Below are 20786 nucleotides of genomic sequence, written 5' to 3'. Positions count from 1 at the left end.
CGACTGTGCATCCCTACTCACCAGCGGCATACCCTCCTGTTGCACCGCGATGACCTGCCACGGGCGGTGCGTGATGGTGGGCAGACGGTAGGAGGTGCCACTGGCGGTGCGTGATGGGGGCGAAACGTGTAACGCATATGCAAAGGGCGCCGACTCACGTGGAGTCGGCGCCCTCCTGCCGAGTGGGGCAGTGCCGGGAGGAGCAGCTGCAGTCGATCAGCGTCCGCGCATGGCTTTGTGATTCGGTCGGGCCTTGTTCGGGTCGATGCCCTTCGGGATCGGGGGACGCGATCCCTGGGTGCCCAGCGCCGCCAGACGGTTGCGCACGGCGAGCACCTCGGCGCGGTTGAGCTTGCGCGGCAGCTTCTGCACAGTCGGAACGACCTGCTTCATCGTCAGCTGGCCCTCTTCCTTTCCGCCCTGGAAGGTGTGGATCGGAACGTTCGGCAGAATGCGTTCGTGCCGCTTCTTCTCCTTGGCCAGCAGCTTCGCGCTGCGTCCCTTCGGTCCTTCGCTGAGCAGCACCACTCCGGAGCGACCGGTCGAACGGAAGACGAGATCACGGCTCTTCGGGTCGATGGCGATCGGCTTGTCGTCCATGAGGTAACCGCGGCGAGCGGTGTTGAGGACAGCGCCGAATGCCCCGGGCTGACCGTCCATCTGAGCGAAGGCGGCGGTCTCGGCGAAGCGGCCGAGCATGAACATGCCCAGCAGGATGCCGACCATGAGACCGAGGATCGTCGTGAAGATCATCCCGCCGAACACGAAGCCGGCACCGACTCCGAGGGCCGTGCACCCGAGCACAGCTGCGGCCAGCAGCCATGGTGTCGCCTTGTTGTGCTTGGCGGACAGCTCGTAGACCTGACGCATCTGCGCCAGGCGACCGGGCTTCTTGTTCGGATCCTTGGGCTTGCGCCGGAAAAGTCCCTTACGCGGTTCTTCGCTCATTCTCTCACTTGCTCTTGAAGGGCGTTGCGACGCCGTCATGCGGTGACGGTCGCCTTCATTGCTCAGCAGTCAAGTCTACCTCTTCGCCGGGGCCGAAGGTATCAACAACGGCCTGGGCCTCCTGTTTGGCGGGAGTGTGCTTGTCCAGATGCGCCAAGTGTGAGGGGATCGGCTCCCCGCGGCGGCGCATCGCGGTCGCCCACAGACGGCCTGCTCGGTAGGACGAACGCACAAGTGGCCCGGACATCACACCGAGGAAGCCGATGTCCTCGGCGGCATCGCGCAGCATGACGAAGTCCGCGGGCTTGACCCATCGGGTGACGGGATGGTGCCGCGGGGAGGGGCGCAGATACTGGGTGATGGTGATGAGGTCGCAGCCGGCGTCGTGAAGATCCTGCAACGCGTCGATGATCTCCTCGTTCGTCTCGCCCATGCCGAGGATGAGGTTCGACTTCGTCACCAGCCCGGCCTCGCGGGCCTGGGTGATCACGGACAGCGAGCGCTCATAGCGGAAGGCCGGTCGGATCCGCTTGAAGATGCGCGGCACCGTCTCCACGTTGTGGGCGAGCACCTCGGGCCGGGAGGAGAAGACCTCGGCCAGCTGATCCGGCTTCGCATTGAAGTCGGGAATGAGCAGCTCGACTCCTGTGCCGCGACCATCGATGTATTCGAGATCGTGGATCTGGCGCACGGTCTCGGCGTAGAGCCAGGCACCGCCGTCCTCGAGATCGTCGCGAGCGACGCCGGTGATCGTCGAGTAGCGCAGACCCATCTCCGCCACCGAGGCGGCCACACGGCGGGGCTCATCCGCGTCGAAATCCGCCGGTTTGCCCGTATCGATCTGGCAGAAGTCACAGCGACGGGTGCACTGTTCGCCGCCGATGAGGAACGTGGCCTCGCGATCCTCCCAGCATTCGAAGATATTCGGGCAGCCGGCCTCTTCGCATACGGTGTGCAGGTCCTGCTTTCGCACGAGCGACTTCAGGGAGGTGTACTCCGGGCCGATATGTGCCTTCGCCTTGATCCAAGCGGGCTTGTCCTCGATCGGGGTTTCGGAGTTGCGGGCCTCGACCCGCAGCATCCGGCGGCCTTCTGGTGCAATCGTCATCTGAGTTCTCCTAGGCGGTGATGGTCTCGTGCAGGATCTCGTCCAGTCGTGCCGCCGTATCCTCCGGCGTCACCGTCCGTCCGAGTTCGGCACTGATGGAAGTTGTGTCGGCGTCAGTGATCCCACACGGGATGATGTTCTCGTAGGCGCCGAGTTCATTGCTGCAGTTGAGGGCCAGACCGTGCATCGTCACTCCCTCGTGGATGCGGATGCCGATGGCCCCGATCTTGCGGTCGCGGCGAAACCCGTCGCCGACGAGCCAGACGCCGGCGCGGCCTTCGATCGTCGTGGCATCGATGCCGTACTCCGCAAGCAGGGCGATCATCGCGTCCTCGAGCTGGGAGACGAAGAGGCGAACCTCTTTCGGGTCGTTGAGCCGGTAGATGAAATAGGCGACGAGCTGTCCGGGGCCGTGCCAAGTGATCTTCCCGCCGCGGTCGACGTCGATGACCGCGGTGCCGTCGTTGGGCCGCTCGTCATCCTCGGTCCGTTTGCCGGCTGTGTAGACCGGGGAATGCTCGAGCAGCAGGATCGTCGATTCGCGTTTTCCTGCGAGCACTTCTTCGTGATATCTCTTCTGCATGTCCCAGGTCTGCCGATAGTCCGAAAGGACAGGGGCGAACCCGAGCTTCTCTGTGGCCAGGGGCATATCACCACACTATGACTCTTGCCGCGAGGGTTCAATTTGCCCGGAGATGACCCTCGACGCCATTCGTCGGAGCCCTGCTATTGACATGCTTCCGTGATGCGACCACTATTGATAAGCATCAAATGCATCCAAACATCATCAATGGAGATGACGAACGATGACATGGGAATTCCAGGCAACGATCGCGGATGACATCCATCGGGTGCTCGGTCCCGATGGTGAGAGCGCGTGGGGGATCGACCACCGCGGTTTCGATGCGGTAAGTCCCCGAGCACTGGGCTCAGCGGAGGTGGATCTGCCGACCGGTCGGACGTCTCTGCTGCTCGTCCCCGCGGCGCCCGGGGGACTGGTCCTCGACGTCGTGCGGGCCTATCAGGGTCTGACCGAAGGGGAACTGTGCACCCTCTTCCTCGGCATCGCCTCCGCGCTCCGGGACTGCACCGTTCCCGAGGATCGCCTGACGCTCAAAGCCTTCGGACTCGATGCGCGGGGCCGTCCGGTCCTCATCCCCGGCGTCTCGGCACCGCTGGCGACCTCAGCGCGGCGGGCGATGGGCGAGATGCTCTACCACGCCGGCCACGGCAGCTCCTGGTCCTCCTGCCTGCTCCCCGTCAACCTGGCGCTGGCCGATTCCTCACCGGCACTGCGATCGGTGGTCGGCGAATTTCTCACAGAATCGTCTTCCGACACCGGACTGTCATCGGCCCTCGCCGAAATGGCTGAGTCGATGCGATTGCTGGCTGAGCCTGCGCCGCTTCCGCTCGTGCCTGCCGAGCGGGAATTCGATCCCGAGGCCGCTCTGACTGCTCGGCTGCGTGCCGCCTCGGGACACGTGCGAAGCCGCAGCGATGCCTCAGCGGCATCGGAGGCCGTGGCGGCTTCGGCGGCCGAGACACTTCGTGCTGCCAGCCGGCGTCCGCGGCTCCGCCGACGTCATCGGCGAAGGCAGTCCCGCCTCGGACGTTGGTCTCCATCAGCTCTCAGGGAGGCAGTCAGAGCCGGGTTCGTGCGCATGAGGGGTGCCCGCTCCGGTCGTCCGCTGGTCATCGGGGCCGTCTGTCTGACACTGTGCGGTGGTGCCGTGCTGTGGGGCTCGTGGCCGGGAGCGGATGCCGGGGCAGGCGAATCGTCGAACAGGCAGGCGGCTGACTACCGGACAGAGCCTCCTCGTGAGGGCACCGGTGCCGGTGAGACAGACGGGATGCCCGAGGATGAAGACGAGGTGGCGCGCGTGCTCCAAGAGCTCTGCTCCGCTCGTGCCGAAGCCCTCAGCGACGGTGACGAGGCCGCCCTGCAAGTGCTGACCGTGCCCGGATCCGCCGCAGCCGCTGCAGACGAACTCATCGATCCCCTGGACTTCGCCGGTTCCGACTACGCCATCCGAATCGACGAGGTCGATGTGATCAAAGCGGGAGAGGACCGGATCGTGGCCACTGCACAGATGCACTCGTCGGCCGGCAGCGGCCGGTCTCTTGAGGAATTCGATCCTCTGGCTGTGGAGTTCGAACTCAAGAGACTCGACGGGCAGTGGAAGGTCGAACAGGTCATCGAGACGGGCCGTGAATGACCCGAGGGGCCGACCGGAAACGGTCGGCCCCTCGCAGGGCTGGATGGGGAGACTGACTCAGAGGTCGAGATCGGCCTCGAAGTTGCCCTCTTCCAGACGCGCCTTGATCGTCTGCAGGAAGCGTCCCGCATCTGCGCCGTCGACCAGCTGGTGATTGTAGGTCAACGGCAGGTAGACCATGTCGCGCACGGCGATCGACTCGTCTCCATCGGCTGTCTGCACGACGATGGGGCGACGGACGATGGCGCCCGTGCCGAGGATGCCCATCTGCGGCTGGTTGATGATCGGCGTATCGAACAGCGCTCCCACGGAACCGATGTTCGTCACGGTGAAGGTTCCGCCGGAGAGCTCGTCCGGTCCGATCTTGTTGTTGCGGGTGCGATCGGCAACGTCATCGATCGCCTTGGCCAGCCCGGCGACGCTGAGATCACCGGCGTCCTTGACCACGGGCACCAGCAGGCCGCGGGGGGTGTCCACGGCGACAGCGAGGTGTTCGTGATCGAAGTAGGTGATCTGCTGCGATTCGAGGTCGTACTGAGCATTGACCTTCGGGTGCACCTGGAGTGCCTCGACGATGGCCTTGGCGAAGAACGGCAGATACGTCAGCTTCGAACCGTGCTTGGCCTGGAATGCCTCTTTGTTGGCCTTGCGCAGTTTGACGACGCGGGACATATCGACCTCGACGACCTGCGTCAGCTGGGCCGAGACCTCGAGGGACTCGCTCATGCGCTTCGCGATGGTCTGGCGGATTCGCGAGGCCTTCTCCGTGGTGCCGCGCAGCTTGGCGACTTCCTCGGGGATCTCGACCTTGAACGGAGCCTTGGATGCACCGGCGGGTGCGGCTGCGGCAGATCCTGCCGCCGGACCGTTCTTGGCCGCGGTCTCGACGTCCTGCTTGCGGATGCGACCACCGACACCGGTGCCGGTGACCTGCGAGAGGTCGACGCCCTTCTCGCGTGCCATGCGGCGCACGAGCGGGGTCACATATGCAGCGTTCTCGCCCACGGTGTCGGCGGCACCGGAAGCCGGAGCAGTCGTCGATTCGACAGGCTCCTCGGCCTGTGCGGCCGATGCGGACTGCGCGGATGCAGTCTGTGCCGGCTTCGGGGCGGCCTCCTCCTTGGGGGCTTCCTGCTTCGGAGCCTCCGGAGCCTTCTCGGCGGGAGCCTCTTCCTTCGGTGCCTCCTCGGCCGCGGGTGCTTCCTCGGCTGGAGCCTCCTCCGCAGGTGCTTCCTCCGCGGCGGATGATTCCGCAGCGGGAGCACCCGAACCGACGCGAGCCAGAGGTGCGCCGACCTCGACAGTCTCGTCCTCTTCGGCCAGGTGCGCCTGAACGGTTCCGGCGACGGGGGAGGGCACCTCGGTGTCGACCTTGTCGGTCGAGACCTCGAGCAGCGGTTCGTCGACCTCGACCTCCTCACCGACCTCCTTGAGCCAGCGGGTCACGGTGCCTTCGGTGACGGACTCACCGAGTGCGGGCATCGTGATCTCGGTGCCCTCATCTGATGACTGAGAGGCAGCAGGCGCGGATTCGGAGCCGGACGAGGAATCGGCCGGTGCCTCTTCCTGCTCTTCGGCCGCAGCAGGCTCCGCGGACGCGGAGTCCTCGGACGAAGCGGTCTCCTCGGCCGGTTCGGCCGCGGGCGCAGACTCCTCGGAATCTGAGCCGCTGCCATCGCCGATGTAGGCGAGATCTCCGCCGACTTCGACGACATCGTCCTCGTCGGCCAGGATCTTCTCGAGAGTTCCCGCATAGGGGCTGGGGATCTCAGTGTCGACCTTGTCGGTCGACACCTCGAGCAAAGGCTCGTCTACCTCGACTTCGTCGCCGACGGACTTGAGCCAGCGAGTGACCGTGCCCTCGGTGACCGACTCTCCGAGAGCCGGCATCTGAACGGAATTCGACATGAGTATTCGTCTCCTCGGATCTTATGAATGGAAGTGCAGGGGTTTTCCGGCCAGGGCCAGGTGGGCCTCGCCGATGGCTTCATTCTGCGTCGGGTGGGCATGAATGAGTTGCGCCACTTCCTCGGGGAAGGCCTCCCAGTTGACGATGAGCTGGGCTTCACCGGCCTGCTCACTGAGGCGGGCGCCGATGCCGTGCACGCCGACGACGGGTCCGTCCTTCTCGCGGATGACCTTGATCAGTCCGCTTGTGTTGAGGATGACCGACTTGCCGTTGCCGCCGAGGTTGTACTCGAGCGATTCGACCTTGTCCTTGCCGTACTTCTCCTCGGCCTGAGCAGAGGAGAGTCCGACGGAGAAGATCTCCGGTTCGCAGTAGGTGACGCGGGGGATGCCGCTCTCCAGGACGGGAACGGGGTTGAGCCCGGCGATCTCCTCGGCGATGAAGATGCCCTGCCCGAATGCGCGGTGCGCGAGCTGGAGCCCCGGGACGATGTCGCCACAGGCGTAGATGTTGCCGACGCCGGTGTGCAGGCGCTCGTTGGCCAGGACGAATCCCCGCTCCATCGGAATGCCCTGCTCTTCGAAGCCGAAGCCCTCTGTGACGGGACCGCGGCCCACAGCGACGAGGAGGTACTCGGCTTCGAGGGTCGAACCGTCTTCAAGAGTGACCTTGACGCCGTCGGCGGTCTCTTCGACGCTCTTGAACATGACACCGAGCTTGAAGCCGATCTTGCGCTTCTTGAAGGCGCGCTCGAGGTTCTTCGAGATCGTCTCGTCCTCGTTCGCGACGAGGTGCTTGAGACCCTCGACGATGGTGACGTCGGCTCCGAAGGAGTTCCACACGCTGGCGAACTCGACGCCGATGACGCCGCCGCCGAGGACGATCGCCGAGCCGGGCACCTTGTCCAGCTGCAGTGCCTCGGTGCTCGTGATCACGCGATCGGTGATCTCGAGTCCGATCGTCTTCGATGTCGAACCGGTCGACAGCAGCACGTTCGTGCCCGTGACGGTGTGGTTGCCGTCCTCGCCGGCGACCTCGACGGAGTCCTTGCCGACGAGCTTGCCGGTTCCGAAGTACGTGTCGATGCCGCGAGCCTTGACCAGTCCCTGCAGACCTTTGTAGTTGCGGGAGATGACGCCGTCCTTGTACTCGAGCACCTTCGTGATGTCGATGCCCTTGAACTCGGCTTCGACGCCGAAGGTTTCCGAGCTCTTGGCGGAGTCGGCGACTTCGGCCGCGTGCAGGAACGCCTTGGTCGGCACGCAGCCACGGTGCAGGCACGTGCCGCCGACCTTGTCGCGTTCGATCAATGCGACCTTCATGTCGAGCTCTGCGGCTCGCAGAGCAGCGGCATAGCCACCTGTTCCGCCTCCCAGAACGACAAGGTCGTAGGTCAATGAATCACTCACGGATTACTCCTCGTAGCTGTGAATAAGCCTGCGGTAAGCAGCTTTCTGTCTTATCTTTCCACTTTTCTCGCCGGGGGCGAAAGGAAATGCTGTCTGATTGGACACAGGTGGTCATGATCACGTCCGTGTCGACAGCGTGTAGAATCGGATGCTCAGCCTTGCGTCTTCGCAATCTGGATGAGCGTGCGCACAGCGGCACCGGTGGCCGCCTTCGGGGTGTAGCCGAAGGCCGAGGACGAGTTGAAGCTCGGCCCCGCGATGTCGATGTGCGCCCAGTTCGTGTCGTCGCCGACGAACTCGCGGAGGAACGCGGCGGCGGCGAGCATGCCGCCCGAGCGTGGCCCCGAGTTCGTCAGATCTGCCGCGGTGGAGTCGAAGCCCGAGAGCATCTCCTCCGGGATCGGCATCGCCCACATGCTCTCTCCCGCCACCGCCGCCGAGGCGATGACCTCCTCGCGGGCGGCCTCTGCACCCATGACGCCGCTGGTGCGTTCGCCGAGGGCGACGATCTGGGCTCCGGTCAGCGTGGCCACGTCGATGAGCAGATCGGGCTTCTCGGCGTCGGCGTCGGCGAGGGCGTCAGCGAGCACCAGGCGTCCCTCGGCGTCGGTGTTCGTCACCTCGACCCTCTTGCCGCTGCGCATCGTCAGGACATCGCTGGGACGTTGTGCAGAGGAACCGGGCATGTTCTCCGCCAGAGGCAGCCAGGCGGTGACGCGTACCGGCAGGCCGAGGTCGGCGATGCCGAAGAGAGCCTGGACGACTGCGGCGGACCCGGCCATGTCGGACTTCATGTCCTCCATGCTCTTCGCTGGTTTGAGGGAGATGCCTCCGGAGTCGAAGGTGATGCCCTTGCCGACGAATCCCAGGTGGCGCTTGGCTCCCTTCGGCGCATATTCGACCTTGACGAGTCGCGGCCCGCGGGTGGATCCCTGTCCGACTCCGATGATGCCGCCGTAGCCTCCCGCCTTGAGCTCCTTCTCACCGAGGACGGTGACCCGGAGCTTGCGGTCCTTGGCCTGGGACCTCACGATCTCGGCGTAGGACTCCGGATAGAGGTCGAGCGGGGGAGTGTTGACCAGATCGCGCGCTCGGTTCGTCGCGGCGGCGATGACGGCGCCGGAATCGTGAGCGGCGGTGAAGGACTTGCCCTTGGGGCCGAGGACGGTGACGTCGCCCGGAGTCTTGCCCTCGCTGCGGTATTCGAGGAAGCGGTAGGCACCGAGAGCTGCGCCCACGGTGACCGCTTCGACCTCGGCAGGTGTCGCGGCCGGAAGCGCGAGAGCGACCGAGTCGGCGCCGTCGAGGGCACGCAGAGCGGAGCCGGCGCCTCGGCGCAGGGCCTCGTGATTGCCGGCGGCATCCTCGGAGGAGGCATTGAAGTCTCCGAGACCCACAAGCATGACCGATTCGGCGGAGACTCCCTTCGGGGCGGGAACGCGGGCGGTGGTTCCGGCCGAACCGGTGAAGCCGATGGCTCGTGCCGCGTCGTCGAGTGCCTTCTGCACCGCCTTCGCCCCCTCGAGTCCGAGCACTGTCGAATCCGCTGCTCCCAGCACCAGCACGGAGGCGGTGGCCTTCACCGGAGAGGTGGTGGAATAGCTGCTTGGGGTGGATGCACCAGCCATGAGTTGCCTTTCAGTCGTCTTTGAACGTTGATTCGATCCTAATGCCAAACCGCTCAGGATGCGGAAGCGGCCGGGATGTCTGACCTATTCTGGGAACGTGTACTCATTGATCTTCAGAATTCTCTTCGCACCGATGGACGCCGAGCGCGCCCATCACCTCTCCTTCTCCGCCCTGCGCTTCCTCGACTCGATCCCGCTGCTCGGGCGTCTGCTCCGCCGGATCTGCGCGGCGGGCACCGTCAGCCCGGTCGAGGTCCTCGGTCTCCCATTTCCCAACCGCGTCGGACTCGCCGCAGGCTTCGATAAGAACGGCGTCGGTGTGCGTGCGCTGTCTGCGCTGGGGTTCGGACACATCGAGGTGGGAACGATCACGGCGCACGCCCAGCCGGGCAACGACAGACCGCGGCTGTTCCGTCTCCGCGACAGTCTCGCGCTGCTCAACCGCATGGGTTTCAACAATGACGGGGCCCGGCAGGCCTCGTTCAACATCGCGGCCGAGCGGAAGAGGATCGCCTCCCTTCCGCAGCATCTGCGTCCGGTGGTCGGAATCAACATCGGCAAGACGAAGGTCGTCGAGGCCGCCGATGCCGTGAGCGACTATGCGTCCTCGACGCGCGCGCTGGCTCCGCTGGCCGACTACCTCGTCATCAACGTCAGCTCGCCGAACACTCCCGGGCTGCGGGATCTGCAGTCGGTGAGCAGCCTCGAGCCGATCATCGAAGCCGTGCGCTCCACCGCCGCCGAGGTGGTCGAGAACCCGCGATCGACGCTGGGTCATGTCCCGCTGCTCGTCAAGATCGCCCCTGACCTCGCAGACGACGACGTCATCGACATCTGCGATCTCGCCCTGCGAACGGGAGTCGACGGTCTCATCACGACGAACACGACGATCGACCGTTCCGTCCTGACCGGCTCGGACGCCGAGTTCGCGAGCGCAGAGCCCGGAGGGATCTCCGGACGTCCGCTGGCCGAACGCTCTCTCGAGGTGCTGCGTCTGGTCAGAGGCCACGTGGGAGGAGCCCTGACGGTCATCTCCGTCGGGGGAGTCGCGAACGCGAAAGACGCCCGGGCTCGGGTGGCCGCGGGCGCCGATCTGGTGCAGGTCTATTCGGAGATGATCTACTCGGGTCCGTTCTTCCCCGGCCGCGTCATCCGCGGCCTCGAGTCGAGCCGACTGCTCACTCGGGGTACTGGCGGCGCTTGACCTGCGGTTTGGGCATGCGCAGAGGGCGCAGCTGGATGCTGCGCATGATCGCGTAGAAGGTGATGCCGCGCTCGACCGAACCGAACTTGGTCCGCAGACGGTTCTTGAGGATGTAGTTGAGCACGAACCCGTCGAGGACGATGAGAGCGATGAGGCCCCACACCGCGTAGGTGAAGTACTGCTGGATCTGCACGGACTGGGTGAAGGCGATGACCAGGATGAGGATCGCGGCGGGGATGAAGATCTCCCCGACCGAGAACCGGGCATCGATGTAATCGCGGATATAACGGCGCTGGGGGCCTTTGTCGCGTCTGGTGAGGTACTTCTCCTCGCCATTCATCATGCCGATGCGCGCGCGATCGCGGTCCTGTCGCTGCTGCTCCTTGGCTTTCCTGTTCGCGACCTTGCGATCCTTGTTCACCAGGGGCTGACGGCGCAGAGACTCCTGTTCGCTGCGCTTCGGCGTCGGCCGTCCCTTCTTCCGCTCCGCTTCGCGCCGACTCGCGGCGTCCGTGGGAGATTCGTCATTGACTGGCTGAGAGGCGGAGGATTCGTCCTCCGCACGAGATTTTTTGCTTCCGAACACCTGATGAATACTACCTTTGGAGAATGAGCGAATCGACTTCAGCACTTGACAGTGCACAATTGCATGCCGAATTGGACACCATCTTCGATGAGGTCGTCCAGGATCTCACGGAACTCGTGGCCATTCCCTCCGTCGCCTGGCCGAGCTTCGACGCCTCCAGAGTCACCGCCAGCGCCGAGGCGGTCGCTGACCTGGCGAAGGGGCTCGGCCTGAAGGTCGACATCCTCACCGCCGAGCAGTCCGACGGCGCCGACGGCTATCCGGCCGTGGTCGCTTCGCTCGCTGCTCCCGAAGGCGCCCCGACAGTCCTCCTCTACGCCCATCACGATGTGCAGCCGCCGGGACGTGAGGAGGACTGGGACACCGAGCCCTTCGTCGCGACCCGCAAGGGCGACCGACTCTACGGTCGCGGCGCAGCCGACGACAAAGCCGGCATCATGGTCCACCTCACAGCGCTGCGTCTGCTGGCCGACCGCCTCGGCGTGGGCGTGACCCTCTTCTTCGAAGGCGAGGAGGAGGCCGGCAGTCCGAGCTTCCGCAGCTTCCTCGAAACCTATCGGGAACGTCTGCGCTCCGATGTCATCGTCGTCGCCGACTCCGGCAACTGGGCCGCAGGCACTCCGGCGCTGACGACGAGCCTGCGCGGCATGTGCGCGGTCGAGTTCGAGATCTCCACACTCGACCATGCCGTCCATTCGGGCATGTACGGAGGCGTGGCTCCGGACGCGATGATGGCGATGACGAAGGTCCTGGCCAGCCTCCACGACGAGAACGGCTCCGTCGCGGTCGCCGGGCTCCACAGCGAAAGCGTCAGCGAGATCGATTACGACGAGGCGACTCTGCGCGCCGATTCCGGAGTGCTCGATTCCACGGAGCTCATCGGCTCGGGCACGCTGGCCTCGAGGCTGTGGACACAGCCGGCGATCACCGTCATCGGTCTCGACATCCCCGATGTGGCCGTGTCCTCGAACACCCTTCAGTCCTCGCTCAAGGCGAAGCTCTCGATCCGGCTCGCACCCGGCGACAGCCCCGCCTCGGCGGTCAGGGCCGTCGAAGCGCACCTGCGGGCCAACCTGCCCTTCGGCGCGCAGCTGAGCATCGGGGAGACCGAAGGCGGCAGCCCGTGGCGGGCCGAGGAGACCGACCCCGTGGTCAAGACCGCACGACAGGCACTCACCGACGCGTGGGGCACCGAGTCCGTGACGATGGGCATCGGCGGGTCCATCCCATTCATCGCCGATCTGCTCGAGGTGTTCCCGGATGCGTCGATCCTCGTCACCGGAGTCGAAGATCCCGACGCCCGTGCCCACAGTGCGAACGAATCGCTGTATCTGCCCGATTTCAGGGCTGCGATCGTCGCCGAGGCCCTGCTGCTGCAGCGCCTCGGCTCGCAGCAGTGAGAGGATCGGGGAATAGCTTCCGCGCCGGAGGTGTTGTTTGCGGTGTAGCCTGGAGGCAGGAACGAGAGAAGGAGTAACCATGACTGTGACTGACAATGCCGAGGCCACTCACGAGGTGGAGCTCTCGTCGACCGCCGCTGACAAGGTCCGGAGCCTGCTCGAGCAGGAAGGCCGCGACGACCTGCGTCTGCGTGTGGCCGTCCAGCCCGGCGGATGCTCCGGTCTGATCTATCAGCTCTACTTCGACGAGCGCTACCTCGATGGTGACGCGGTCCGGGACTTCGACGGGGTCGAGGTCATCGTCGACCGCATGAGCGTTCCCTACCTCAGCGGCTCGACCATCGACTTCTCCGACACCATTGAGAAGCAGGGCTTCACGATCGACAACCCGAACGCCGGTGGATCCTGCGCCTGCGGCGACTCGTTCCACTGAGCCTCGGCTGACGAGAAGGAACTCTTCTCATGGACCTGGAGGATCTGCGCGCCGTGTCCTACACGGCAACGCAGCCCCAGGTCCTTCTGTCGTATAGGGCGGGTCTCTTCCCGATGGGCGTCGGCGCCGGCGGCACGGGTCGGATGGGATGGTGGGCTCCGCGACAGCGGGGTGTCCTCCTGCCCGGAGATCTGCATGTGACCAAGAGCCTGCGGAAGTCGATGAAGCACTTCGCCTTCAGCTCCGACTGCGCTTTCGAGCGGGTCATCCGTGCCTGCGGCGATCCGAGTCGGCCCGGTGCCTGGATTACCGAGGAGATCATCAGTCTCTACCTCGGTCTGCACTCCGACGGCTGGGCGCATTCGGTGGAGGTCTGGGCCGGTGACGAACTCGTCGGCGGCCTGTACGGAGTCGCGATCGGATCATTCTTCGCAGGCGAGTCGATGTTCCACACCCGGCGTGACGCATCGAAGGCGGCGTTGGCCCACCTCGTCGGTCTGCTCGACAACGCCGTCGCCGCCGACGAGCGCGGACGGACAGATTCGCGAACCGCTGCTCCCGAGGCAGGGGAGTGGCTCATCGACACTCAGTGGCAGACATCACATCTCAAGAGTCTCGGCGTGTCGGAGATCAGCGGCCTCGAGTACTCAGCGCGGCTAGATTCCGCGCTCCGCGGCAGTCTCTGTCAGGATATTCTCAACAAATGAACATTCGCAGGTGAATTTCTACCGCTTGTAGCGGTAGTCTTGGGGATGACAGAGTAAGTACACGTCTCTCGGCCTGACCAGAGACGAAGAACGTTGTGAAAGGCTGCACGTGGATTCTCCGAATCAGTCAGGACCGCAGCGGTCCTGGGCGAAGCGGCTCGGCATTCTGAGCGCCGTGTTGATACCGGCGTTGCTATCGGGTTGCACTAAAGAGCAGATCGCTTCAGGCTTCTACCCCGTCGAATCCAAGGGTGCGACGAACCACACGGATGCCTACACATCACTGTGGAACGGCGCCTGGATCGCCCTGCTGATTGTGGGCTTGATCGTGTGGGGCCTCATCCTCTGGGCGATGGTCGCCTACCGCCGCCGCAAGAATGATCGCGGCCTGCCGGTCCAGATGCGCTACAGCATGCCCATCGAGATCCTGTTCACCGTCACCCCGGTTGTGCTCGTCCTCGGATTCTTCTTCCAGAACGTTCAGGTCATGGAGCAGACGACCGATGACGAGACTCCTGGCGAGCAGGTCATCGAAGTCGCAGCCAAGCAATGGGCCTGGGACTTCAACTACGAGACCGAGAACGTCTACTACGCCGGCAGGCAGGTCGAACTCGACGGCACCGAAAAGCCCGAGGAGTCCGCTCCGGTCCTCTACCTGCCGGTCGACACCGACCTCGAGATCCGTCTGCATTCCCGCGACGTCATCCATTCGTTCTGGGTCCCCGCCTTCCTCGAGAAGCGGGACATGATTCCCGGCCACGACCAGAGCCTGCATCTGCGTGCCGAGAAGGAAGGCGAATACGTCGGCAAGTGTGCGGAGCTGTGCGGCGAGTACCACTCTGAGATGCTTTTCAACGTCAAGGTCGTGTCGAAGGAAGAATTCGCCGACTACACGAAGTCGCTTGCCGAACAGGGCAACACAGGCCAGCTGGGACCGGAGTACGATCGCAACTGGTACCCGAAAGAAGGTGCTGAACAATGACCGCCACGATGGATCAGGCGGCTCTTGACGCTCCCGTGGTTCCACGGAGCAAGGGCAAGATCATCGTCGACTGGATCACGTCGACGGACCATAAGACGATCGGGTACATGTACCTCATCGGCTCGTTCTTCTTCTTCTGCGTCGGCGGCGTGATGGCGCTGATCATCCGCCTCGAGCTCTTCGAGCCCGGCATGCAGATCGTCGAGACGAAGGAACAGTACAACCAGCTGTTCACCATGCACGGCACTCTGATGCTGCTGATGTTCGCCACTCCGCTGTTCGCCGGTTTCGCGAATGTCATCATGCCGTTGCAGATCGGTGCCCCGGACGTGGCGTTCCCGCGTCTGAACGCCTTCGCCTTCTGGATGTACCTCTTCGGCAGCCTTGTGGCCATCTCCGGATTCCTCACCCCCCAGGGTGCGGCGTCATTCGGCTGGACGGCATACGCACCATTGAGCAATACGACATTCACACCGGGCGCCGGCGGCAACCTGTGGGTCCTCGGTCTTGCGCTGCAGGGCTTCGGCACGATCCTCGGCTCGGTCAACTTCATCACCACCGTCATCACGATGCGTGCTCCCGGCATGACCATGTTCCGCATGCCGATCTTCACCTGGAACGTCCTCATCACCGGCGTGCTCGTGCTCATGGCCTTCCAGCCTCTGGCCGCGGCGCTGCTCGTCCTCGGCGCCGACCGAGTGCTCGGTTCGCATGTATTCAGTCCGGGCAACGGGGGCCCGATTCTCTGGCAGCACTTGTTCTGGTTCTTCGGCCATCCCGAGGTGTATGTGATCGCGCTGCCTTTCTTCGGCATCGTGACCGAGATCTTCCCCGTCTTCAGCCGCAAGCCGGTGTTCGGGTACAAGGAGCTCGTGTTCGCGACCATCGCGATCGCCGCGCTGTCGGTCACGGTCTGGGCCCACCACATGTACGTCACCGGTGTGGTCGCGCTGCCGTTCTTCGCGTTCATGACTATGCTCATCGCGATTCCGACGGGCGTGAAGTTCTTCAACTGGATCGGCACGATGTGGCGAGGGTCGATCACCTTCGAGACTCCGATCGTGTGGGCGATCGGCTTCCTGGCGACGTTCCTGTTCGGCGGACTCACCGGTGTGATCCTGGCCAGTCCCGCACTCGATCAGCAGGTGTCGGACACCTACTTCGTCGTCGCGCACTTCCACTATGTCGTCTTCGGCACGGTCGTGTTCGCGATGTTCGCCGGGTTCTATTTCTGGTGGCCGAAGTGGACCGGCAAGATGCTCAACGAGAAGCTCGGTCACATCCACTTCTGGATGCTGTTCATCGGCTTCCACGGCACTTTCCTCGTCCAGCACTGGCTGGGTGTCGACGGCATGCCTCGCCGTTATGCCGACTACCTGCCGCAGGACGGCTTCACCTGGATGAACCAGGTGTCGACGGTCGGATCGCTGCTGCTGGGTCTGTCGATGGTTCCGTTCTTCTGGAACGTGTGGATCACCGCCCGCAACGCGCCGAAGGTCACCGTGGATGATCCGTGGGGCTACGGAGCCTCGCTCGAATGGGCGACCTCCTGCCCACCGCCGCGCCACAACTTCACGTCGCTGCCGCGGATCCGTTCCGAGCGTCCTGCATTCGACCTCAACCATCCCGAGCTGCTCGAATACTCGGGTCACAGCTCCTCTGAGGAACAGCTGGTCGGAGGTGGCGCCAAATGAAGTCATCGATTGTCGTCTTCATGGTCAACGCCGTGTTCTTCGTCGTCATCTCCGTCGTCTACGGGTTTGCGACGAGTTTCGATGAGATGGTCGGCTTTCCGGCGCTCCTCCTGACCGGCGGTATGTCCGGAATGATCGGGATCTACTTGTGGCTGACGGACCGTCGTGTCGGACGTCAGCCGCAGGACAACGACGATGCCGAGATCTCCGACGCGGATGCCGACTACGGGTTCTTCAGCCCCTGGAGCTGGTGGCCGATCGTCTGTGCAGGCGCCGCTGCCGTCTCGTTCTATGGCATCGCGATGGGTTGGTGGATCTTCCCATTCGGTGCACTGCTCGGGATCATCGCTCTTGTGGGCCTGTCCTACGAGCATGATCGTGGGGACTTCGCCCACTGATCGCCGACGCCGTATGGTGACGCTGTCAGGCAGGTGATCGACTCACCCGCGTGACACAGTTGCACAGTTTCTGTGGCCCGGACTCATTTCGAGTCCGGGCCACACTGCTATTCACAGCCGGCAACGGAGATACGGGCCGACGCCGAAACTTGTGATGGCGGAATCTGTGGACTGCAGTGTACGTGATGGTGACGGGTATATGAATCGCAGGGGCAGGTCGCGCCTCACCGGTCATCCCGAGCCACGTTTGTGGTCACTCCGCCGAGGAAAATAGGTGGTTCTCGCCGTGTTCCCTCGGCGGAGTGACCTCATTCGCAAACGGGAAGGCGGCAGGGAATGCCGAAGACGGGCCGAGGCGCCCGCGGCAGTGATTGGTCATGGCCTGCCCGGGCACCAGCTGCCGAGCATGGCTTCTGCGCCGGGTCGCGATGCGCACCGACTCCTCGGGAAGCCAAATTGCTGCCGACCAAGCCCTCCCGCTGACCCGAACCCGTCCGCCGTCGGCTCCAGACGTGCCGCTGACCCGAACCCGTCCGCCGTTGAGCCGAGGTCGTGGGACAGCCGATCCTACGGAAAATGTCTGCTCGCGTCCGATATGTCCGAGCCGCGAAACAGGGGTCACGCTGCACGACTGGTCCCCGCAGGTGCGATCTCTGTGGCGTCGGGTGATCGTGGCCACCTATGCGCAGATCCCCGCGCCATCTATGGGCAGTTCCGCTGGCCACCACCAGTGGGCAATTCCGCTCGCCAGCTATCGGCAGTCCCGCTGGCCGCCAGTGCCAGTTCTCGCGGCCGATGAGCAATTCCTGCTGGCCGTTGACACTCCATCGAAGCCAGGACCGGTCATGAGGTCATGAGCGGCACTACGCCGGCTTTTTGACCTGTGCGACGACTCTAGGCGGCGTCAGCGGCTTGTTTCATGGGTCTGGGTGCGGCGACTCTCCTGGCAGAAGCGCGTCGGGCGCAGCAGCGCGGCTTGACGGCTATTGAGCGGCGAGCTCGGGGTGTCCGCCGGGCGCCGGTGTCGTTGTTTCGTACCAACTCGGGGTCGGGCGACCCGTCCACTCGTCGAGGAACGTCAGGAGGGAGCGTCTGTGTGGCAGCCAGAACCAGCCGAGAAGAGTGCACGGTCGACGAACGGTGTCCCGGGGGCTGTCATGGACATGGTGGCAGAATCACCTCACTGAAGCACGCGAGAGCTCGTGAGGCGCCAGGAAGTGGGAACAGCGTGAGCCGAAGTTGCAGTGCGCCCGGTCGAAAGAGCAAGAGTGCAGGTTCGCACGCGAATAGTCGGGCCCAATGCAGGTCAGAGGGTTCTGTGCAGAGTTCATTCGGGTGCGCGTGTGCAGGCGGCAGGATTCGCCTCTCGAAGCGGCTGCCGAACCCGACGCAGAAGTGCCAGTCTTGTAGGGCAGTGAATGCGCGAGGGGCCCAGCAGACAATCTGCTGGACCCCTCGCGTCTGAGGACTGCTGCCGGTCAGTGACCGAGCTGCTGGTGGCTCGAACCCTCGACGGTATCGTGCTCGTGGTGGGAAGCCTCGAGTTCCTGCTTCGTCACCGGTGCCACACGGTCCTCGAAGAAGAACCGCGACAGGCGTGCACGAAGCTTCTCCATCTTCGTCACCTTGCCTTCGGCGTTCGGCTGCGCCGGGATGTATTCCGGCGATTCGAACGCGGTGATCTTCCACAGCTTGTGCGGCGGCAGAGCCTCGTGGCGTTCGAGGAACTCACCATGGGGGAGACGGATGATGTGCGCTGTCTCCCGCCCGTGCAGGGCGATCTCACGATCCTTGCGCTGCAGAGCGATGCACATGCGCTTGGTGATGATGTACCCGAGGATCGGTCCCAGGAAGAACACGGTGCGGAAGATGTAGATCATATCGTTGAGCGACATCTGGAAGAAGACCGCGACGATATCGCCCGAGGCGGCCGCCCACATGTTGCAGTAGAAGATGATCCCTGCGACGCCGATGGCGGTCCGCGTCGGGTTGTTGCGGGGGCGATCGAGGATGTGGTGCTCACGATTGTCCTTGAGCAGCCACGACTCGAAGAACGGATAGATGAACATCACCGCGAAGACACCGCCCATGACGATGACAGCGCTGTTGATGTTGAACGAGATGGGCCATCCGAAGATGTAGAACTCGAACCAGCCCGGCACGATGCGGAGGAATCCGTCGGCCCATCCGATGTACCAGTCCGGCTGGGTGCCGGCGGAGACCGGGGACGGGTCGTAGGGACCGTAGTTCCAGATCGGGTTGATCGTGAACAGAGCCGAGATCAGCGAGAGGAGACCGAAGATGAGGAAGAAGAATCCTCCGCCCTTGGCCGCGAACGTCGGCAGGACGGGCTCGCCGACGACGTTCTTCTCTGTGTTTCCGGCTCCCGGGTACTGGGTGTGCTTGTGTACGACCACGAACATCAGGTGGATGCCGATGAGCGCGATGAGCAGCGCCGGCACGATCATGATGTGCAGGGTGTACAGACGTGCCACGATGTCGATCCCGGGGAATTCCCCACCGAAGAGGAAGAACGAGATGTAGGTGCCGACCAGGGGCAGCGATTTGAGGATGCCGTCGATGATGCGCAGACCGTTGCCGGAGAGCAGGTCATCAGGCAGCGAGTAGCCGGTGAAACCGGCGGCCATGCCCATGATGACGAGCAGCACACCGACGACCCAGTTGAGTTCGCGGGGGCGACGGAACGCTCCGGTGAAGAACACACGCAGCATGTGCACGCTCAGCGCTGCGACGAACAGGAGTGCGCCCCAGTGGTGCATCTGGCGAATGAACAGACCGCCGCGAATCTCGAGGGAGATCGCCAGAGTCGAGTTGTAGGCCTCGGAGATCTCGACGCCGCGCAGCGGCAGCCAAGGACCTTCGTAGTGCATCTCGCCCATGGCGGGCTGGAAGAAGAACGTGAGGAACGTTCCGGACAGAACAACGATGATGAAGCTGTAGAGAGCGACCTCACCGAGCATGAAGGACCAGTGGGAGGGGAAGATCTTGCGACCGAACTCGCGGACGAGGACCGATGCCCCGACGCGGGTCTCAGCGAAGTTCGCTGCCTTCCCGATGGTGGTGGTTGGCTGTGTAGTACTCATGGGTGGTTGATCTCCCAGAACGTAGGTCCGACAGGCTCAGGGAAGTCCGACTGGGCAACCAGATAGCCTTCGCTGTCCACGGAGATGGGCAGCTGGGGAAGCGGTCGTTTGGCCGGTCCGAAGATGACCTTGCAGTGTTCGGTCACGTCGAAGGTCGACTGGTGGCACGGGCACAGCAGATGGTGGGTCTGGTGCTCGTACAGAGCCACCGGGCATCCGACGTGGGTGCAGATCTTCGAGTAGGCGACGATTCCGTCGTGCGACCAGCTCTTGCGGTCCGGATCCTCCTTGAGCTCATTCGGATTGATGCGCATGAGCAGCACGGCGGCCTTGGCCTTCTCGTTGATCGGGTGCTCGCTTGCTTCACGATCGCCGATGCCCGAGGGCAGAACGTGGTAAGCGGAGCCGATCGTGACTTCCTCAGCCTTGATCGGCCGCTCTGAGTCGACCGAGGGGATGCCGCCCGGGTCACGGATGAGGCGTGTGCCCTTCTCCCACAGCGTGTTGAACATCTTGTCGCCCGGCAGGGGTCCGAGGTCCCGGAAGACGAGGACAGCCGGCAGGGGAGCGATGGCCAGAGCAGCGATGAGCGTGTTGCGCAGCAGCGGACGTCGGGCGATGCCCGACTCCTCCTTCGCCTGATGGAGGATCTCCAGGGCGATCGCCTGGTCCTCTTCGCTGCCGGCGATGTCATGGCGTTCGTCGATGCCCTCGTGATCGCTCATGAGGTTCTTCGCCCACAGCACGGCACCGAAGCCGATGGAGAACATCGCAACAGCGGCACCGAGGCCGACGAACATGTTGTGGAGGCGGATGCTCTGCATCGACTCGCCGGGAGTGAACAGGAAGTAGGCGACGATGAACCAGATGGTTCCGATCATCGACAGGACGAACCAGGCCGCAACCTGACGTTCGGCGACCTTCTCCGCACGCGGATCCGCGTCGGACAGGCGTGGCTTGTGCTCAGGCAGGCCTGGGTTGACGAACCCGTTCAACTCCTCGAGCTGGCTGCCGCCGCCGGAGTGCTCTTTCGAGGTCATTGAATTCCCCGTCTATTCTC

General features: G+C 64.1%; 17 protein-coding genes. 8 read left to right on the top strand and 9 right to left on the bottom strand.

Going from position 1 to position 20786, the window contains the following annotated elements; genetic code table 11:
• Positions 1–216: 216 nt before the first annotated feature.
• From IHE57_RS09820 to lipB, 3 genes are read right to left on the bottom strand one after another with little or no spacing between them, the layout of a single operon-like run.
• On the bottom strand, positions 217–948 hold the full coding sequence (locus tag IHE57_RS09820; RefSeq protein WP_209326097.1) for a DUF4191 domain-containing protein: 732 nt from the start codon (positions 946–948) through the stop codon (positions 217–219).
• Between the two features lie 55 nt (positions 949–1003).
• Positions 1004–2056 (bottom strand): lipoyl synthase, encoded by a 1053-nt coding sequence (gene lipA / locus IHE57_RS09815; RefSeq protein ID WP_209326096.1) that lies wholly within the window; start codon positions 2054–2056, stop codon positions 1004–1006.
• 10 nt (positions 2057–2066) lie between these two features.
• A complete protein-coding gene (gene lipB, locus IHE57_RS09810; protein WP_209326095.1) occupies positions 2067–2705 on the bottom strand; it encodes a lipoyl(octanoyl) transferase LipB in 639 nt (212 codons plus the stop codon).
• Between the two features lie 157 nt (positions 2706–2862).
• Between lipB and IHE57_RS09805 the strand changes: the two genes are divergently transcribed.
• Positions 2863–4272, top strand: a complete 1410-nt coding sequence (locus IHE57_RS09805) for a hypothetical protein (protein ID WP_209326094.1) — start codon at positions 2863–2865, stop codon at positions 4270–4272.
• 57 nt (positions 4273–4329) lie between these two features.
• On the opposite strand, the gene sucB is transcribed toward IHE57_RS09805, so the two are convergent.
• From sucB to IHE57_RS09790, 3 genes are all read right to left on the bottom strand, one after another.
• Positions 4330–6180: a 2-oxoglutarate dehydrogenase, E2 component, dihydrolipoamide succinyltransferase gene (sucB, locus tag IHE57_RS09800; protein WP_209326093.1), complete on the bottom strand. Its 1851-nt coding sequence runs from the start codon at positions 6178–6180 to the stop codon at positions 4330–4332.
• Positions 6181–6201: 21 nt separating this feature from the next.
• Entirely contained in the window at positions 6202–7590 is a 1389-nt protein-coding gene (gene lpdA / locus IHE57_RS09795; protein ID WP_209326092.1) for a dihydrolipoyl dehydrogenase, read from the bottom strand.
• A 152-nt stretch (positions 7591–7742) separates the two neighbouring features.
• On the bottom strand, positions 7743–9218 hold the full coding sequence (locus tag IHE57_RS09790) for a leucyl aminopeptidase (protein ID WP_209372790.1): 1476 nt from the start codon (positions 9216–9218) through the stop codon (positions 7743–7745).
• Positions 9219–9315: 97 nt separating this feature from the next.
• Here IHE57_RS09790 and IHE57_RS09785 point away from each other — a divergent pair, with 97 nt between their 5' ends.
• A complete protein-coding gene (locus tag IHE57_RS09785; protein WP_343071921.1) occupies positions 9316–10422 on the top strand; it encodes a quinone-dependent dihydroorotate dehydrogenase in 1107 nt (368 codons plus the stop codon).
• On the opposite strand, the gene IHE57_RS09780 is transcribed toward IHE57_RS09785, so the two are convergent.
• The gene (locus tag IHE57_RS09780) at positions 10397–11008 is read right to left on the bottom strand and encodes a DUF3043 domain-containing protein (protein WP_209326089.1); all 612 of its coding nucleotides are present in this window, start codon (positions 11006–11008) and stop codon (positions 10397–10399) included. The two genes, IHE57_RS09785 and IHE57_RS09780, sit on opposite strands and share 26 nt — an antisense overlap.
• Before the next feature lie 23 nt (positions 11009–11031).
• Here IHE57_RS09780 and IHE57_RS09775 point away from each other — a divergent pair, with 23 nt between their 5' ends.
• From IHE57_RS09775 to IHE57_RS09750, 6 genes are all read left to right on the top strand, one after another.
• On the top strand, positions 11032–12408 hold the full coding sequence (locus tag IHE57_RS09775) for a dipeptidase (RefSeq protein WP_209372788.1): 1377 nt from the start codon (positions 11032–11034) through the stop codon (positions 12406–12408).
• Between the two features lie 79 nt (positions 12409–12487).
• Positions 12488–12841, top strand: coding sequence for a HesB/IscA family protein (locus IHE57_RS09770; protein WP_209326087.1), 354 nt, complete (start codon positions 12488–12490; stop codon positions 12839–12841).
• Positions 12842–12870: 29 nt separating this feature from the next.
• Positions 12871–13548 carry a leucyl/phenylalanyl-tRNA--protein transferase gene (locus tag IHE57_RS09765; RefSeq protein WP_209326086.1) on the top strand — a complete coding sequence of 226 codons (678 nt, stop codon included), beginning with the start codon at positions 12871–12873 and terminating at the stop codon, positions 13546–13548.
• A gap of 109 nt (positions 13549–13657) precedes the next feature.
• Positions 13658–14530 carry an aa3-type cytochrome oxidase subunit II gene (ctaC, locus tag IHE57_RS09760; RefSeq protein ID WP_209326085.1) on the top strand — a complete coding sequence of 291 codons (873 nt, stop codon included), beginning with the start codon at positions 13658–13660 and terminating at the stop codon, positions 14528–14530.
• Positions 14527–16224, top strand: a complete 1698-nt coding sequence (ctaD, locus tag IHE57_RS09755; RefSeq protein WP_209326084.1) for an aa3-type cytochrome oxidase subunit I — start codon at positions 14527–14529, stop codon at positions 16222–16224. Before ctaC ends, ctaD begins: the two co-directional genes overlap by 4 nt.
• On the top strand, positions 16221–16622 hold the full coding sequence (locus IHE57_RS09750; RefSeq protein ID WP_209326083.1) for a cytochrome c oxidase subunit 4: 402 nt from the start codon (positions 16221–16223) through the stop codon (positions 16620–16622). Before ctaD ends, IHE57_RS09750 begins: the two co-directional genes overlap by 4 nt.
• Positions 16623–18100: 1478 nt before the next feature.
• On the opposite strand, the gene qcrB is transcribed toward IHE57_RS09750, so the two are convergent.
• Positions 18101–19726: a cytochrome bc1 complex cytochrome b subunit gene (gene qcrB, locus IHE57_RS09745; protein WP_209326082.1), complete on the bottom strand. Its 1626-nt coding sequence runs from the start codon at positions 19724–19726 to the stop codon at positions 18101–18103.
• Entirely contained in the window at positions 19723–20766 is a 1044-nt protein-coding gene (gene qcrA, locus IHE57_RS09740; RefSeq protein WP_209372786.1) for a cytochrome bc1 complex Rieske iron-sulfur subunit, read from the bottom strand. The genes qcrB and qcrA overlap by 4 nt, the downstream gene beginning before the upstream one ends.
• Between the last annotated feature and the right edge of the window lie 20 nt (positions 20767–20786).

The organism is Brevibacterium renqingii, from assembly GCF_017808105.1.
GTDB lineage: Bacteria > Actinomycetota > Actinomycetes > Actinomycetales > Brevibacteriaceae > Brevibacterium > Brevibacterium renqingii.
Note: the sequence above shows the minus strand (reverse complement) of the source record. Positions and strands in the feature narration are given on the sequence as shown.

Excerpts from the sequence above, each read along its gene's own strand:
- IHE57_RS09775 (WP_209372788.1), top strand. The coding sequence starts at position 11,032 with ATGAGCGAATCGACTTCAGCACTTGACAGTGCACAATTGCATGCCGAA.
- ctaD (WP_209326084.1), top strand. The coding sequence starts at position 14,527 with ATGACCGCCACGATGGATCAGGCGGCTCTTGACGCTCCCGTGGTTCCA.
- lipB (WP_209326095.1), bottom strand. The coding sequence starts at position 2,705 with ATGCCCCTGGCCACAGAGAAGCTCGGGTTCGCCCCTGTCCTTTCGGAC.
- IHE57_RS09750 (WP_209326083.1), top strand. The coding sequence starts at position 16,221 with ATGAAGTCATCGATTGTCGTCTTCATGGTCAACGCCGTGTTCTTCGTC.
- sucB (WP_209326093.1), bottom strand. The coding sequence starts at position 6,180 with ATGTCGAATTCCGTTCAGATGCCGGCTCTCGGAGAGTCGGTCACCGAG.
- qcrA (WP_209372786.1), bottom strand. The coding sequence starts at position 20,766 with ATGACCTCGAAAGAGCACTCCGGCGGCGGCAGCCAGCTCGAGGAGTTG.
- qcrB (WP_209326082.1), bottom strand. The coding sequence starts at position 19,726 with ATGAGTACTACACAGCCAACCACCACCATCGGGAAGGCAGCGAACTTC.
- IHE57_RS09770 (WP_209326087.1), top strand. The coding sequence starts at position 12,488 with ATGACTGTGACTGACAATGCCGAGGCCACTCACGAGGTGGAGCTCTCG.
- IHE57_RS09765 (WP_209326086.1), top strand. The coding sequence starts at position 12,871 with ATGGACCTGGAGGATCTGCGCGCCGTGTCCTACACGGCAACGCAGCCC.
- IHE57_RS09805 (WP_209326094.1), top strand. The coding sequence starts at position 2,863 with ATGACATGGGAATTCCAGGCAACGATCGCGGATGACATCCATCGGGTG.
- lipA (WP_209326096.1), bottom strand. The coding sequence starts at position 2,056 with ATGACGATTGCACCAGAAGGCCGCCGGATGCTGCGGGTCGAGGCCCGC.
- IHE57_RS09790 (WP_209372790.1), bottom strand. The coding sequence starts at position 9,218 with ATGGCTGGTGCATCCACCCCAAGCAGCTATTCCACCACCTCTCCGGTG.
- IHE57_RS09820 (WP_209326097.1), bottom strand. The coding sequence starts at position 948 with ATGAGCGAAGAACCGCGTAAGGGACTTTTCCGGCGCAAGCCCAAGGAT.